Below are 15,663 nucleotides of genomic sequence, written 5' to 3'. Positions count from 1 at the left end.
CGCATGCGCGCCGGCGAACAAGGTATTAAGTTCCAGCCATGAAACCATCGCTCGTCCTAAAAATGGGCCAGCAACTGACGATGACCCCGCAGTTGCAACAGGCCATCCGTCTGCTCCAGCTCTCCACCCTGGACCTCCAGCAGGAAATCCAGGAAGCGCTGGAATCCAACCCGATGCTCGAACGTCAGGAAGACGGCGACGACTTCGACAACAGCGACCCGATGGCCGAGAACGGCGACAGCAAGCCGGCCGCCGAAGCGCAGGACAGCGGCTTCCAGGAAACCACCGTCAGCACGGAGAACCTGGAAGAAGGCGAATGGAACGAGCGCATCCCCAACGAACTTCCGGTCGACACGGCCTGGGAAGACATCTACCAGACCAGTGCCAGCAGCCTGCCCAGCAACGATGACGACGAGTGGGATTTCACCACTCGCACCTCGGCTGGCGAGAGCCTGCAGACCCACCTGCTGTGGCAGTTGAACCTGGCGCCGATGTCCGACACCGACCGGCTGATCGCCGTCACCCTGATCGACAGCATCAACGACCAGGGCTACCTGGAGGACACCCTCGAGGAAATCTGCGCGGGCTTCGACCCGGAGCTGGACATCGAGCTCGACGAAGTCGAGGCGGTCTTGCACCGCATTCAGCAGTTCGAGCCAGCTGGCATCGGCGCCCGCAACCTCGGCGAGTGCCTGCTGCTGCAGCTGCGCCAATTGCCGGGCAGCACGCCGTGGATGGCCGAGGCGCAACGCCTGGTCACCGACTTCATCGACCTGCTGGGCAGCCGCGACTACAGCCAGCTGATGCGGCGCATGAAGCTCAAGGAAGACGAACTGCGCCAGGTCATCGAGCTGGTGCAAAGCCTCAACCCGCGCCCAGGCTCGCAGATCGAGTCGAGCGAGCCAGAATACGTGGTCCCCGACGTCATCGTGCGCAAGGACAGCGATCGCTGGTTGGTGGAACTGAACCAGGAAGCGGTGCCACGCCTGCGGGTCAACCCGCAATACGCCGGTTTCGTGCGCCGCGCCGACACCAGCGCCGACAACACTTTCATGCGCAACCAGTTGCAGGAGGCGCGCTGGTTCATCAAGAGCCTGCAGAGCCGCAACGAGACATTGATGAAAGTCGCCACGCAGATCGTCGAGCACCAGCGCGGCTTCCTCGATCATGGCGACGAGGCGATGAAGCCTTTGGTGCTGCACGACATCGCCGAGGCGGTGGGCATGCACGAGTCGACCATTTCCCGGGTCACCACGCAGAAATACATGCACACGCCTCGCGGCATCTACGAACTGAAATACTTTTTCTCGAGCCACGTGAGCACCGCCGAAGGCGGCGAATGCTCGTCCACGGCGATCCGCGCGATCATCAAGAAACTGGTTGCAGCGGAAAATCAGAAAAAGCCATTGAGCGACAGCAAGATCGCTGGTTTACTGGAGGCACAAGGCATCCAGGTAGCCCGTCGCACCGTCGCCAAGTACCGCGAGTCTCTCGGCATCGCACCGTCGAGCGAGCGCAAGCGATTGATGTAGCCCCTGGATGTGCCACAGCGTTTCAGTGGCAGGTGCAATACCTGCCTCTTTATGCACGGGCAACAAAGGAGAAGCTGTATGCAAGTCAACATCAGTGGACAGCATGTAGAAGTCACCCAACCACTGCGCGATTACGTGCTTGAAAAGCTCGCCCGGGTGGAGGGTCATTTCGACAAGATCACCAATGTGACGGTGATCATGAAGGTCGAGAAGTTGCAGCAGAAGATTGAAGCGACCCTGCAGATCCCCGGTGGCGAGGTGGTTGCCACCGCCGAACACCAAGACATGTATGCAGCGATCGACGCCTTGGCCGACAAGCTCGACCGCCAACTGAAAAAACACAAGGAAAAACAGCAAAGCCTGCTGCAAGGTGCAGCTGCCCGCTGATACCCCCCATCCATGATCCGACTTGAAACCATCCTGACCCCCGGCCGTTCCCTGGTGAACGTACCGGGGGTCACTAGTAAAAAACGTGCTTTGGAAAAAGTGGCCGAAGCGATCGTCCGGGAAGTCATCGAGCTCGATGAGCAGGATGTCTTCGAAAAACTGATCGCTCGCGAGAAACTGGGCTCCACCGGATTCGGCAACGGCATCGCCATCCCGCACTGTCGGTTGGAGGGTTGCACGTCGCCCGTCAGCGCCTTGCTGCACCTGGACGCCCCCATCGACTACGACGCCATCGACGGCGCCCCCGTGGACCTGCTGTTCGTCCTGCTGGTACCGGAGGCCGCCACCGATGCACACCTTGAATTGCTGCGCCAGATCGCCAGCATGCTCGATCGCAAGGAGGTCCGTGATCGCCTGCGTGCCGCCGACAGCAGCGAGGCCCTGTACCAGGTAGTACTGGACGCACAGAACGAGCACTGAACATGCGCCTGATCATCGTCAGCGGCCGATCCGGCTCCGGCAAGAGCACTGCGCTTGATGTCCTGGAAGACAACGGCTATTACTGCATCGACAACCTACCTGCGGGTTTGTTGCCGCAACTGGCGGAAAACGCGCTGCTCAACACCGAGATGCTGCAACCGAAGGTTGCCGTGTCCATCGACGCGCGCAACCTGCCCAGCCATCTGTCGCGCTTCCCCGAGCTGCTCGAAGACGCCCGTGCCCGGCATATCCAGTGCGATGTGCTGTACCTGGATGCCGACGAGGACACCCTGCTCAAACGCTTCTCTGAAACCCGCCGACGCCACCCGCTGACCAACGCCGACCGCTCTCTGGCCGAGGCCATCCGCGTGGAAAGCGAGCTGCTCGGACCGATTGCCGACCTGGCCGACCTGAAGATCGACACCACCAGCCTCAACCTCTACCAACTGCGTGACTCGATCAAGCTGCGCCTGCTCAACCAACCGGAACCAGGCACCGCCTTCCTGGTCGAATCGTTCGGTTTCAAGCGCGGCATGCCAGTGGACGCCGACTTGGTGTTCGACGTGCGTTGCCTGCCCAACCCCTACTGGAAACCGGAACTGCGCGAGCACTCAGGCCTCGAACAACCCGTGATCGACTACCTGGCTACACAACCGGATGTCGAAGAGATGTTCCAGGACATTTCCAGCTACCTGCTCAAATGGTTACCGCGCTTCGCCGCCAGTAACCGCGCCTATGTCACCATCGCCATCGGCTGCACCGGAGGCCATCATCGCTCGGTCTACATTACCGAGCGTCTGGGCCAATTGCTGCAGCAGTCACTAAAAAACGTCCAGGTCCGCCACCGCGACCTCTAGCCCACAGGATCCGCCGCACATGCCCGCCCGCGAAATCACCATCATCAACAAGTTGGGCCTGCATGCGCGAGCGGCCGCCAAGTTCGTCGGCGTGGCTGGCCGCTTTCCTTGCCAGGTCAGGGTCGGGCGGGCGCCAGACAAGCTGGTGGATGGCAAGAGCATCATGGCGGTGATGATGCTCGCCGCAGGCAAGGGCACCCAGGTGCACCTGCATACCGAAGGCGAGCAGGACGACGATGCGCTCGAAGCGCTGGTTGCGTTGATCAACAACTACTTCGACGAAGGCGAGTAACCCCTATCGGGGGCCGTGCCTGCCAGGATTACGACATCGCCGTATCCATCACCATCATCAGGCAGAACCCGACGCACAGCCCCAGGCTTGCCAAGCGGTGATGACCGTTGCTGCGCGATGCTGGAATGATCTCCTGGGTCACCACCAGCAGCATCGCCCCCGCCGCACAGGCCAGGCCTAGCGGTAGCAGCAGTTCGGCGACGCTCACCAGCCAGGCGCAGAGCAGCGCCGCCACCGGCTCGACCAGCCCTGATGCGGCACCGATCAGGAACGCCTTGAACCGCGGCATCCCCGCCCCCGCCAGCACCAGCGCGATCACCAGGCCTTCCGGCACGTCCTGCAAGGCGATGCCCATGGCCAGGCTGTCGGCATCGGCCATGCCGCCACCGGCCGAGACGCCGATAGCCATGCCTTCAGGGATGTTGTGGGCGATGATCGCAGCGACGAACAACCAGATGCGCGTCGCGATCACCGGCGGATTGTCGCCGCCGGCCAGGGCATCGGACGAAACCCGGGAAACCCTCAAGTCCACCAACAATAGGCACAGCGAGCCGAACAGCACTCCGGCACTGATCAGGCCACCCGCGCCCCAGGCGCTGAAACCAATGGCCTGCGCCGCGCCTAGCCCGGGCATGATCAGCGAGAACGCCGTGGCCGCCAGCATCACCCCGGCCCCAAAGCCCAGCAGGGTATCGGCCACGACCACCGGCATGTTGCGAATCACCAGCACCGGCACCGCGCCCAGCGCCGTGCCCAGCGCGCACAGCGCACCCCCTTCCAGCGCACGCAGCAGGCGTGGCTCCAGCTCCAGCCAGGCGATGCCCCGCGCTACCAGCAGTGCGGTACCGACCAGCAACAACAAGGTGCCGAGCGCCTGTCGGAACAGGCGCACACCGCTGACAGACATCACCTCAGCGCGCATACCGGACTGGCTCACTTCAGGGCTTCGAGGTAACGCCGTTCCACTTCCGCCCAGTCGATGACGTTATAGAAGGCACCGATGTATTCCGGACGACGGTTCTGGTACTTCAAGTAGTAGGCGTGCTCCCAGACGTCCAGGCCCAGGATAGGGGTATTGCCGTTCATCAGCGGACTGTCCTGGTTGCCGCTGCTCTCGACCACCAACGCCTTGGCCGGGGTCACGCTGAGCCAGGCCCAGCCGCTGCCGAAACGCGACAGCGCGGCCTTGGTGAAGGCCTCCTTGAAGCTGTCCAAGCCGCCCAGCTGTGCATCGATGGCCTTGGCCACCTGGCCCACCGGCTGGCCGCCGCCCTGGGGCGACATGACGGTCCAGAACAGGGTGTGGTTGGCGTGCCCGCCCCCTTGGTTGATCACCGCGCCCTGCAGCTTCTCGGGCAGTTGCTTGACCGCCGCCACCAGGCGCTCCACCGACCAGTCGGCATACTCGGTGCCCTCGACCGCAGCGTTGAGGTTGTTGATGTAGGTCTGGTGGTGCTTGGTGTGGTGAATCTCCATGGTCTGGGTATCGATGTGCGGTTCCAGCGCATCGTAGGCATAAGGCAACGCAGGCAAGGTGTAAGGCATGTCAGTGAATTCCGTAGGCAGATGGACGGTGGATGACATCCGACCGGGCGGCCAACTCGCTCGCTTCAGGTGAATGACGGTTGAGCAGGCGTTCGGTGCGTGGGTACTGGCCGTATTCGGCGATGAAATTCAGCAGCTCGGTATAGGTCCGCGAGCTGTGGCGTAGCGCCGCCTCCCGCAGCGCCTCGGGCAGGCGCTGGTTTTGGCTGGCCTCCAGCAAGCGCTGGTGCGCCGCGCACAAGTAGTCGGCACTCTCGTGAGGCTGGTTCAGCCGCAAGTGCAGGTCGGCCAGGTTGTGGTGGGCGATCACGAAGGCGGCCACCGCTTCGTCGACGTCATGCCAGCGCTCGAACAGCACCTGGGCCAGGGCCAAGGCCTGCAGATAGAGTTCCCGGGCATCGACCAGCTCGCCCTGATCGAACAGGCGATTGGCGTCTTGCGTGGTGCGTTTCCAATGCTGCATGACGTATCTCCAAGACGAGGGTGCGGTTCAGATACCGCCGGCGGTGAGCTTTTCCGGGTCGAGCAGGGTTTCGAGCTGGTCACGCGACAGGTCGGTATGCTCCAGCGCCACGTCGATGATCGGGCGGCCCTGCTTGTAGGCGGTCTTGGCGATTTCGGCTGCCTTCAGGTAACCGATGATCGGGTTGAGCGCCGTGACCAGGATCGGGTTGCGCGACAGCGCTTCCTTGAGCTTGGCCTCGTTGACCTTGAAGCTGGCAATCGCCTTGTCGGCCAGCAGGCGGCTGACATTGGCCATCAGCTCGATGCTCTCCAGCAGGTTGCGGGCGATCACTGGCAGCATCACGTTCAGCTCGAAGTTGCCCGACTGGCCGGCGACGGCAATGGTCGCGTCGTTGCCGATGACCTGGGCGGCGACCATGGCGGCGGCCTCCGGGATCACCGGGTTGACCTTGCCCGGCATGATCGAGGAGCCCGGCTGCAGCCCTTCCAGTTCGATCTCGCCCAGGCCCGCCAGAGGGCCGGAGTTCATCCAGCGCAGGTCGTTGGCGATCTTCATCAACGCCACGGCAGCGGTCTTGAGCTGGCCGGACAGGGCCACAGCGGTGTCCTGGGAGCCGATCAGCGCGAACAGGTTGTCACCCGGGGTGAACTCGACCTGGGTCAGGCTACTGAGCTGACGAGCAAAGCCCGCGGCGAACTGCGGGTGGGCGTTGATCCCGGTACCGACTGCGGTGCCGCCCTGGGCCAGGGCTTGCAGCGCGGGCAAGGTCGCCTCGATGTGCGCCTGGGCGCCCTTGACCTGCGCAGCCCACCCGCCGAGCACCTGGCTCATGCGCACGGGCATGGCGTCCATCAGGTGGGTGCGGCCGGTCTTCACATACTGATGCACTTCAGCGGCCTTGGCCTCGATCACCTGGGCCAGGTGGCGCAGGGCCGGCAACAGTTGCTCGTGCAGGGCCAGGGCGGCGCTGACGTGAATGGTGGTGGGAATGATGTCGTTGCTGCTCTGCCCGCAGTTGACATGGTCATTGGCATTGACCTTGTCGCCCAGCACGCGGCTGGCCAGCGTGGCAACCACCTCGTTGGCATTCATGTTCGAGCTGGTGCCGGAGCCCGTCTGGTAGACATCCACTGGGAAGTGCTGGAGAAAGTCCTCGGCCAGTAGCTGCTCCACCGCCTTGACTATCGCATGGCCCTGCTCTGCGCTCAGTTGGCCGAGCTCGACGTTGGCCTTGGCTGCGGCGGCCTTGGCCAGCAGCAGCGCACGGATGAACTGGGCCGGCATGCGCTGGCCGCTGACCGGGAAGTTGTCGACCGCGCGCTGGGTCTGGGCGCCATAGAGGGCCTGGGCCGGCACCTGCAGTTCGCCCATGCTGTCACGCTCGATACGGGTATCACTCATCTTCAAGTCCTTGCATCAGTTCATCGGGAGAAATCGAAGGCAGCAGCACGCAATTGGCCAGTTGCAGGGCATAGGGCTGCCAGCGCTGGTTCTGCTCGCGGCGGTCGAGGTTGCGCAGGTCCAATAGCGGGCGCCAGGCCTGGTCCAGGCACAGGCAACGCCAATGCCAGGGCAGCATGCGGTCGCAAGCGGTATCCAGAAGCAGGCGGAATGAGGTCAGGGCCACCTTCCATGGCAACGTTTCGGTGCAACACACCAGGTAGCGGCCTTCGGCCAGGTAGTGCTCGATCAGGCGAGGCTCATCGGGCTCGAGGGCGCAGCGGATGCGCCGGCTGAGCCAGCGCCAGTTTTCCAGGTAGGGCAGTTCGTGGAGGACGGGTTTCATGAACATCATCGCCGAGGTTCTGGATAATGATATTCATTATTAAGTGATAAATAGAATCGCTTCAAGTGGCGATACGCGGCACGGGTAGAAACACGGCGCATAAAAAACCCGGCGCGTGGCCGGGTTTTTGGTGGCGCGGGAGCGATCAGCTGCCTGCCACGGTCATCCGCTCGATCAGCACCGAGCCACTGTGAATGTTGCTGCGCGTCTCGATATCGCTGCCAATGGCGACGATCTGCTGGAACATATCCTTCATGTTGCCGGCAATGGTCACTTCCTGCACCGGGAACTGGATCTCGCCATTCTCGACCCAGAAGCCCGCTGCGCCGCGCGAATAGTCACCGGTCACCATGTTCAAGCCATGGCCCATCAGCTCGGTCACCAGCAGGCCACGGCCCATGCGGCGAATCAGGGCCGCCTGGTCTTCGACGCCGTGGCTGACGAACAGGTTGTGCACACCGCCCGAGTTGGCGGTGCTCGGCAAGGCCAGTTTACGACCGGAGTAAGTGCCCAACACATACGACACCAGCTCGCCCTTCTCGACGAACGGCTTGGCGTAGGTCGCCAGGCCATCGCCGTCGAATGCAGCGCTGCCCAGCGCGCGGGGCAGGTGCGGGCGTTCGTCGAGGGTCAGCCAGGTCGGGAACAGGCGCTGGCCGATGGCGCCTTCGAGGAACGATGACTTGCGGTACAGGTTGCCGCCGGAAATCGCCGACAGGAAACTGCCGAACAGGCCACCGGCCAGCTCGGCGGAGAACAGCACCGGCACCTCGCAGGTCGGTACCGGGCGTGCCCCCAGGCGGCTGGCGGCGCGCTGGGCGGCACGCTGGCCGATGCTGCGCGGGTCGGCCAGCAATTGGCCCTGGCGATTGACGTCGTACCAGTAGTCACGCTGCATCTGCCCCTCGCCCTCGGCGATCATCACGCAACTGAGGCTGTGACGGGTCGAGGCGTAGCCACCGATGAAACCATGGCTGTTGCCGTATACCCGGCAACCCTGGTGGGTATTGAGGGTGGTGCCGTCGGCATTGACGATGCGCTTGTCGGCGTCGAAGGCCGCCGCTTCGCAGGCCAGCGCCTGCTCGATGGCCTGCTCCGGGCTGATGTCCCAATCGTGATAGAGGTCCAGGTCCGGGATTTCACGGGCCATCAGCGCGGCATCGGCCAGGCCCGAACAGTCATCCTCCGAGGTGTGCTTGGCGATCGCCAACGCAGCGGCCACGGTTTCGCGGATGGCATCCGGGCCACTGGCCGAGGTGCTCGCCGAGCCCTTGCGCTGGCCCACGTAGAGGGTGATGCCGAAGCCCTGGTCGCGGTTGAACTCGACCGTCTCGACCTCGCGCTGGCGCACCGTGGTGGACAAGCCCTGCTCCAGCGACACCGCCACTTCACAGGCGCTGGCGCCCTGGCGGCGCGCCTCGGCGACGATCGCTTCGACCTGCGCCTGCAACGCCGGCAGGTCCTTGGGGCCTATGCTCTGGACTGCACTCATGGTTTTCTCCACTCAAATTCTGCGTTCGGCGAGGGTCATTGCGCGACCGGGCCGGACAAAGCGGCCCCCGACTGGTTATCATGGCGGCGATTTCCTGCGGACTGCCACCATGGTTGATTCATACGACGACGCCTTCGACGGCGAAAAAAGCAAAACCCAGATCAAGCGCGAGCTGCATGCGCTGGTCGAACTCGGCGAGCGGCTCACCACCGTCAAGGCCGAAACCCTGGCGCGCCTGCCGCTGACCGATGAACTGCGCAAGGCGTTGGCCGAAGCCTCCAAGCACACCGCCCACGGTGCCCGCAAACGCCATATGTCGTTCGTCGGCAAGCTGATGCGCGACCAGGACATCGACGCCATCCATGCGCTGCTCGAACAAATCGACAGTTCGACCCGTCAGTACAACGAGCGCTTCCACAACCTGGAGCGCTGGCGCGACCGCCTGGTGGACGGCAATGACGAGGACCTCGAACGCTTCGTCAACGAGTTCCCCGACACCGACCGCCAGCACCTGCGCTCGCTGATCCGTCATGCCCAGCACGAGAAGGCGCGGAACAAGCCGCCTGCCGCCGCGCGCAAGGTCTTCAAGTACATCCGCGACCTCGACGAGCTCCAGCGCGGTTTGCGCTGAATCCCGCCAACTGACCGGGGCTGCTGCGCAGCCCATCGCGGCGCAAGGCCGCTCCCACAGGGGGCGGCCTTTTTTATGCCCCGGTACCCCCGACCGTGATTGCATCGAGCTTCAGGGTCGGCTGGCCAACACCCACCGGCACCGACTGCCCATCCTTGCCGCACGTGCCCACGCCACTGTCCAGCGCCAAGTCGTTGCCGACCATCGACACCCGACTCATCGCCTCCGGCCCATTGCCGATCAGCGTCGCACCCTTGACCGGCGCGGTGATCTTGCCGTCCTCGATCAGGTACGCCTCGCTGGTGGAGAACACGAACTTGCCGCTGGTGATGTCCACCTGCCCGCCACCCAGGTTGGCGCAGTACAGGCCCTTCTTCACCGAGGCGATGATCTCCTGCGGGTCGCTCTCGCCGGCGCGCATGTAGGTGTTGGTCATGCGCGGCATCGGCAGGTGCGCGTAGGACTCGCGCCGACCGTTGCCGGTGACCGCCATGCCCATCAGACGAGCGTTGAGCTTGTCCTGCATGTAGCCCTTGAGGATGCCGTTCTCGATCAGCGTGGTGCATTCGGTCGGCGTGCCCTCGTCATCGACGCTGAGCGAGCCGCGACGGCCTTCGAGGGTGCCGTCGTCGACGATGGTGCACAGCTTCGACGCCACCTGCTCGCCGATACGCCCACTGTAGGCCGAGCTGCCCTTGCGGTTGAAGTCGCCTTCCAGGCCATGACCGACCGCCTCATGCAACAGCACGCCGGACCAGCCCGGGCCGAGCACCACCGGTAACGTGCCGGCCGGCGCCGGCTGCGCCTCGAGGTTGACCAGCGCCTGACGCAACGCCTCGCGGGCATAGCCCATCACCCGCTCCTCGCTGAAGTAGCGGTAGTCGGTACGCCCGCCACCGCCCTGCCCGCCCCGTTCGCGACGGCCATTGTGCTCGACGATGACACTGACGTTGAAACGCACCAGCGGCCGCACATCGGCCGCCAGGCTGCCATCCGCGGCGGCGATGAGAATGCGCTCCCAGACCCCGGCCATGCTCACGCTGACTTGCTGGATACGCGGGTCCAGCGCGCGGGTGGCGGCATCGACGCGCTTGAGCAGGTCGACCTTCTCGGCGCGGCTGAGCACGTCCAGCGGGTTATCGGGCGCGTACAGGGCGGTCACGTCCTGGCTGCGGAAGGCCTGCACCCGCCCTTCCTGGCCGGCACGGGAGATGGAACGAGCGGCACGCGCCGCCGAGGTCAGCGCTTCGAGGTTGATCGCGTTGCTGTAGGCGAAGCCGGTCTTCTCGCCGGACTGGGCGCGCACGCCCACGCCCTGGTCGAGGTTGAAGCTGCCCTCCTTGACGATGCCGTCCTCCAGGGCCCAGGTTTCCGAGATCTGGCCCTGGAAGTACAGGTCGGCGGCGTCGATGCCCGGCCCGGCCAACTCGCCCAGCACAGCCTGCAGGCTGTCCAGGGTCAGTCCGCCCGGGGCCAGGAGCTGCTCGCTGACGGTGGATAACATCTGGCTCATAGTCACTCCGAGGTGTGCGCAGGCCGCAAGGCGTCCTGCGAGAAAAAGCGCCGGTGCGAAACCACCGGCATGCGCGCCCGGATGGACGCTTGTTCTTCACTGTCGCGCGCGGCGAGCAGTACCGCTTCACCGCGCGCCTGTTCGGCGACGATCCGCCCCCAGGGGTCGACGATCGCCGCATGGCCGTGGGTTTCACGTGGGCCGGGATGAGTGCCGCCCTGGGCCGCGGCCAGCAGGTAGCACTGGGTCTCGATGGCCCGTGCGCGAATCAGCACTTCCCAGTGCGCCGCGCCGGTTACCGCGGTGAACGCCGACGGCGCGCTGATCAACTCGGCCCCGGCGGCGCGCAGGGCGCTGTACAGTTCGGGGAAACGCAGGTCATAGCACACCGACAGCCCCAGGCGCCCGACCGGTGTGTCGGCCACCACCACCTGGGCACCATGGGCGTAGTCGTCGGACTCGCGGTAGCGGCCACGGTTGTCCGCCACATCCACATCGAACAGGTGCAACTTGTCGTAGCGCGCCGCCACTTCGCCATGCTCGTCGATCAGCAGCGAGCAAGCATGGGCCTTCGCCTCGGGCTGGTCGACCGGCGGCAATGGCAAGGTACCAGCGACAATCCATAACCTGAGGTCACGCGCGGTGCGTTTCAACCATGGCAGGATCGGCCCCTCACCCTGCGCTTCGGCACGGCCGATGGCGGCGGCATCACGGCGGCCCATGGCAGCGAAGTTTTCCGGCAGCACCGCCAGGCGCGCACCCCCGGCGGCGGCCTGCTCCAGCAAGGCACCGGCACGCTGCAGGTTGGCCAGCACATCATCCTGGCTGACCATCTGGATCACCGCTGACTTCATGAGCACTCCTAGCGCGATTTCTCGAAAGGTTTCACAAAGGTGATTCTAGGCTCTTTCCACGGCCCTTCGACGCGGTAATGCACGCTGGCGAAGCGTGCCACGCGGTCGCCGATCAACCGGTCGACCAGGAACAGTGCGCCACCGATCGCTGGCGCGCCAACGATCAGCGCCGCCAGCGGCAGGTTGTTGGTCACCGGCAGGGTTACCTGCAGGTTGGCGTCGACCCGGTCGCGGACCATGTCCAGGGTGCCGTCCAGCTCGAAGTTGCTCGAAGGCCCGGTGACGGTGATCGGCTCGCGGGTCACGTAGACACCGTCACTGGCCACCAGCAGGCCCTTGACCCGGTCATAGGCCAGGCCTTTGTCGAACAGGTCGGAGAAGTCCAGGCGCAGCCGCCGGCCAATCGAGTTGAAATTGAGCAGGCCGAACACCCGCAGGGCCTGGGCGCTGCCCTCGACTTCGACGAACTGGCCGGTGCGCAACGCGGCATCGAGGCTGCCGGAGAAGCGCTTGAGGCCAACCCAGGCCGGCGAGCCCGGCCAGCGGCCGTCGACGTCCATGCGGAAGTCGCGGCTGGTGACGGTCGGCGCGAAGCCCCAGGCGCTGAGCACGTCGGCGAGGTTCTTGCCATCCAGGCGCCCCTTGTACCAGCTCGAACTGTTACCGGGCACGCCGTCCCAGCCGCCGCTGCCGTCGATGCGCAGGCCCTTCAGGTCGAGGTCGATGTCGTCCAGGGACATGCCACGCGAGGTTGGCCGCAATTTGACCGCCGCGCTGCCGTACAGGTCATCGCCGCGGTAGAGCTTGTCGATGGTCAGGTCCAGGGCTGGGGTCTTGTGTGGGTCGAAGCTGGCCAGCGGGTCCGGGGCATCCTCGGCCTGCTCTTGCTCGGCATCTGCCGGCGGCAGGCGCAGGGTTTGCAGGCGCACGACCATGGGCGCGACCTTGGCGTCGGGAATACGCGCGTTACCGATAACTTCCCTGCTGTCCAGACGCAGGTCCCAGGCCCCGCCGCCACGCGCCAGGCGCACCACGGCCTGGTTGAGGTCCAGCCCAAAGGCCTTGAGCTGGCCGATGCTCAGGTCGACCCCTTGCAGGCTCTGCCGGGCGCTGCCGCCAGGGTCCTGGCCGGCAAACCGTTCCATCTGTTGTTGCCACGGGCCGAGGTCGAGGGTTTCCACCCGACCGCGTACACGCAGCCCCTGGCCAGCGGGCAACGTCGCCTCGCCGCTGCCCAGCAGCAGTTCCCCGCGCCCCTGGGCCAGCTTGTCCAACGGGGCGGCGTAGGCGAAGCGCGCAAGGTCGGCGTAACTGGCGTCGAAACGCCGCTCGGCGCCTTGCAGGTTCATGCTGAAACGGCTGTCGCGCACGTCGGCCGGTGCCTTGCCGAACGGTTCGGGCAAGTCGATCGCCAGGCCTTTGAGCGAGGAGTTGACGGTCAACCGATTGTCGCGGCCACCAAGGTCGACCTGCAACTGATACGGCAGCTCGCCGCTGGCCGGCAGTGGCTGGGTGAATTGCAACCAATCGGTCAGCGCCTTGAGGGGCACCTGGCCGCTGGCGTTGATGCGGGTCTGGATCTGCCCGGGCTGGCCCTCGGCGAAGATTTGCGCGGTGACGGGCTTGTCGAACGCCTGCAACCTGATGTCCTTGCCGCTCAGCCCCTTGTCAAAGTCGAAGCTGAAGTCACCCTTCAGCCGGCTCAACTCCAGGCTGGGCGGGGCAACCTTGAGCTTGGCGTCGTGGGTGGCGAAGTCCACCAGCACCTTGGGGCGCACGCCATGGGCCAGGGGGATATCGAGCTTGACCTTACCCTCGAGCGGCCCCTCGCCCTCCCAGCCCGCGAAGATCTCGCCGGTGCCAATGGGCGCTTCCTTGAGAATCTTAAGACCATCGCCGAGGCTGCCGTCGAAGTCGCCGTCCAGGTACAGGTGGCTGTGCTGGTCGCCCTCGACATGGGGGATGTTCACACTGACGTCGCTCACCTGGGTGTCGAGCAACAGGCCCTTGCTGGCCTTGATACGCACGCCGGTGTCTTCGATGTAGACGTTGCCGTCGACCTGCTGCACCTGCGGCCAGCCAGGCTGGAAGTCCAGCGCCGCGTCGTGGACCTTGAAGAACAGGCTGATGCTGCGAGCATGCGCCGGCGCATCGTGGTTCAGCGACCCTTGGTACTGGAAATAGCCTTCATCGACCGCGCCCTTGACGATAGCGCTGCGCAGCCACTCGTCGAGCGCCGGGCTGAGCACCTCGGGCAGGTACTTGGCGGTATAGCGCCCATCGCCCTCGGTGAGGCCGACGCGCAGGTCCATGTAGTCTTCGTGACCGGGGGCGAATTTCAGGCGGATGAGGAAGTCCGCGGCGATCTTGCCCTCGTCGCCCAGCACCTTGATGTACGGGGCGACCAGGGTGAAACCTTCCTTGTCCAGGGCCCAGGTGAGGCGCGCGTTGGCTTTCGGGTAATGCCAGGGTTTGCCGAAGATCGGGTACAAGTGCAGCATGAACGCTTCCGTATCCAGGCGCAGCTCGCCATGACCGAGGTCGCCGCTGATGCTGCCGGAGACGTTACCGGCGGCCGGGGCGCCGTGGTACGCGTCGAAGCCGACCTTCTCCAGGTTGGCGGCGAACTGCAAGCGCTGGTCGCCCTCGGCCTTGGGGCGCACGTCCAGGCGCACGTTGCGCAGCGCCCCCGTGACCTGCAGCGCATCGACCACGGTCATGAGGTTGTCCGGCAGCGGCGCCAGGGCATCGATCAGTGGGGTCAGCGGGGTGAGGTCGAGGCGGTCGGCCTGCACCTGCCAGGTTTCCTCCTCAGGCACCTTGCCCAACTGCTGGCGGGCTTGCAGGTGCGTTTCCCAACGGGTCTGGCCAATGTTCGCGGCCAGCGAGTCGACCACCAACTGGTAGCCTTCGTCGGTGCGCCGCAGCCAGCTGGACAACGCCAGGTTGTCGAGGGTCACCGCCTTGCGCCCGGCGTAGGCGCCGCGCAGTTGCGGCGCATTGAGACGGGCCACCGCGCGTTGCAACTGGCCATGGCTCCAGTCGATCCAGAATTCGCCGCCAGCACGCAGCGTCTTGGCCCGCCACTGCCCCAGCAGGGCTGGCGGCAACCAGCGTGCCCAGTCGCTCTGCGGCAGGCTCAGGTAGACCTCGACCCGACCCTCGCGCCAGTTGTCGGCGCTGGCACGACTGCGCAGGTTCATCGCCAGCGGCTGCCCATCGGGCAGCGTGGCGCGCAGTTCCAGGCGCTGGCGCGACGCGCCGGCCTGCAAGCCTAGGCTGACGTAGGTGAGAGTGATGGAGTCGCGCCGCCATGGCTGGAAGGTCACCTGGCTATCGAACACGTCGATCCGCCCCAGCTGCTGCAAGCGCTGCAGCGCCTGGGCCGGATCCAGGGGCTGGTCGCCGGTCTTGGGCAGGCCTTCGAGGGTCCAGACGCCTTGGGCGTCCTCATGCATGATCAGTTGCAGGCCACCAAGCTGGATACGCGCCAGGCGCACCTCTCGGGCCTTGAGGCTGGCCCAGAGGTCGGGTACCAGCTTGACGTCGTCCAGACGCAGGGCCGCCTGCCCCTCACCCAGTTGCAGATCGCGTACCCGCAGCACTGGCGCCAGGCCGCTCCAACGGCCCTCCAGGGCACCGATATGCACCGGCAGGCCCAAGGCCTGCTCGGCCTTGTCTTCAACGTCGGCGCGGTATTCGGCAACCAGGGGTGCCAATTGCCGACCGAGGCTGACATACAGCGCCACCAGCACCGCCAACAGGGCGCACAATCCCAGCCCCCAGCGGGTCAAGGCGCCCAGAACGCGGGTCAGACGTTCCATGGCC

At 65.1% G+C, this 15,663-nt stretch carries 15 protein-coding genes; 6 read left to right on the top strand and 9 right to left on the bottom strand.

The features are described 5' to 3' along the window. Positions 1-38 precede the first annotated feature (38 nt). The 5 genes from P0Y43_RS06295 (at position 39) to P0Y43_RS06275 (ending at position 3,548) form a co-directional block, all read left to right on the top strand. Positions 39-1,532, top strand: a complete 1,494-nt coding sequence (locus tag P0Y43_RS06295; RefSeq protein WP_275636429.1) for an RNA polymerase factor sigma-54 — start codon at positions 39-41, stop codon at positions 1,530-1,532. A 78-nt stretch (positions 1,533-1,610) separates the two neighbouring features. Further along, positions 1,611-1,919 (top strand): ribosome hibernation-promoting factor, HPF/YfiA family, encoded by a 309-nt coding sequence (gene hpf, locus P0Y43_RS06290; RefSeq protein ID WP_275636428.1) that lies wholly within the window; start codon positions 1,611-1,613, stop codon positions 1,917-1,919. 12 nt (positions 1,920-1,931) lie between these two features. After that, entirely contained in the window at positions 1,932-2,399 is a 468-nt protein-coding gene (gene ptsN, locus P0Y43_RS06285; RefSeq protein ID WP_275636427.1) for a PTS IIA-like nitrogen regulatory protein PtsN, read from the top strand. 2 nt (positions 2,400-2,401) lie between these two features. Beyond that, a complete protein-coding gene (rapZ, locus tag P0Y43_RS06280; protein ID WP_275636426.1) occupies positions 2,402-3,256 on the top strand; it encodes an RNase adapter RapZ in 855 nt (284 codons plus the stop codon). 19 nt (positions 3,257-3,275) lie between these two features. Further along, positions 3,276-3,548 (top strand): HPr family phosphocarrier protein, encoded by a 273-nt coding sequence (locus P0Y43_RS06275; protein ID WP_267818507.1) that lies wholly within the window; start codon positions 3,276-3,278, stop codon positions 3,546-3,548. Between the two features lie 28 nt (positions 3,549-3,576). Here P0Y43_RS06275 and P0Y43_RS06270 read toward each other — a convergent pair whose 3' ends face one another. From P0Y43_RS06270 to pmbA, 6 genes are all read right to left on the bottom strand, one after another. Beyond that, on the bottom strand, positions 3,577-4,470 hold the full coding sequence (locus P0Y43_RS06270; RefSeq protein WP_275636713.1) for a ZIP family metal transporter: 894 nt from the start codon (positions 4,468-4,470) through the stop codon (positions 3,577-3,579). Positions 4,471-4,481: 11 nt separating this feature from the next. Next, complete coding sequence (locus P0Y43_RS06265; protein ID WP_275636425.1) at positions 4,482-5,093, bottom strand: superoxide dismutase; 612 nt, start codon at positions 5,091-5,093, stop codon at positions 4,482-4,484. 1 nt (position 5,094) lies between these two features. Further along, a complete protein-coding gene (locus tag P0Y43_RS06260; RefSeq protein ID WP_275636424.1) occupies positions 5,095-5,556 on the bottom strand; it encodes a hypothetical protein in 462 nt (153 codons plus the stop codon). Positions 5,557-5,583: 27 nt separating this feature from the next. Beyond that, complete coding sequence (gene fumC / locus P0Y43_RS06255) at positions 5,584-6,960, bottom strand: class II fumarate hydratase FumC (protein WP_275636423.1); 1,377 nt, start codon at positions 6,958-6,960, stop codon at positions 5,584-5,586. After that, the gene (locus P0Y43_RS06250; protein ID WP_275636422.1) at positions 6,953-7,354 is read right to left on the bottom strand and encodes a FagA protein; all 402 of its coding nucleotides are present in this window, start codon (positions 7,352-7,354) and stop codon (positions 6,953-6,955) included. The genes fumC and P0Y43_RS06250 overlap by 8 nt, the downstream gene beginning before the upstream one ends. 136 nt (positions 7,355-7,490) lie before the next feature. Beyond that, entirely contained in the window at positions 7,491-8,837 is a 1,347-nt protein-coding gene (gene pmbA, locus P0Y43_RS06245) for a metalloprotease PmbA (RefSeq protein WP_275636421.1), read from the bottom strand. Between the two features lie 109 nt (positions 8,838-8,946). Here pmbA and yjgA point away from each other — a divergent pair, with 109 nt between their 5' ends. Further along, positions 8,947-9,468 carry a ribosome biogenesis factor YjgA gene (gene yjgA, locus P0Y43_RS06240; protein WP_275636420.1) on the top strand — a complete coding sequence of 174 codons (522 nt, stop codon included), beginning with the start codon at positions 8,947-8,949 and terminating at the stop codon, positions 9,466-9,468. Between the two features lie 73 nt (positions 9,469-9,541). On the opposite strand, the gene tldD is transcribed toward yjgA, so the two are convergent. From tldD to P0Y43_RS06225, 3 genes are read right to left on the bottom strand one after another with little or no spacing between them, the layout of a single operon-like run. Further along, entirely contained in the window at positions 9,542-10,981 is a 1,440-nt protein-coding gene (gene tldD, locus P0Y43_RS06235) for a metalloprotease TldD (protein ID WP_275636419.1), read from the bottom strand. 2 nt (positions 10,982-10,983) lie between these two features. After that, entirely contained in the window at positions 10,984-11,835 is an 852-nt protein-coding gene (locus tag P0Y43_RS06230) for a carbon-nitrogen hydrolase family protein (protein WP_275636418.1), read from the bottom strand. A gap of 8 nt (positions 11,836-11,843) precedes the next feature. Next, positions 11,844-15,659, bottom strand: a complete 3,816-nt coding sequence (locus tag P0Y43_RS06225) for a YhdP family protein (RefSeq protein ID WP_275636417.1) — start codon at positions 15,657-15,659, stop codon at positions 11,844-11,846. Positions 15,660-15,663: the final 4 nt, after the last annotated feature.

The organism is Pseudomonas entomophila (assembly GCF_029193575.1).
Lineage (GTDB): Bacteria > Pseudomonadota > Gammaproteobacteria > Pseudomonadales > Pseudomonadaceae > Aquipseudomonas > Aquipseudomonas entomophila_G.
The sequence above is the reverse complement of the archived record's forward strand: the minus strand, read 5'-3'. Positions and strand labels throughout refer to the sequence as shown.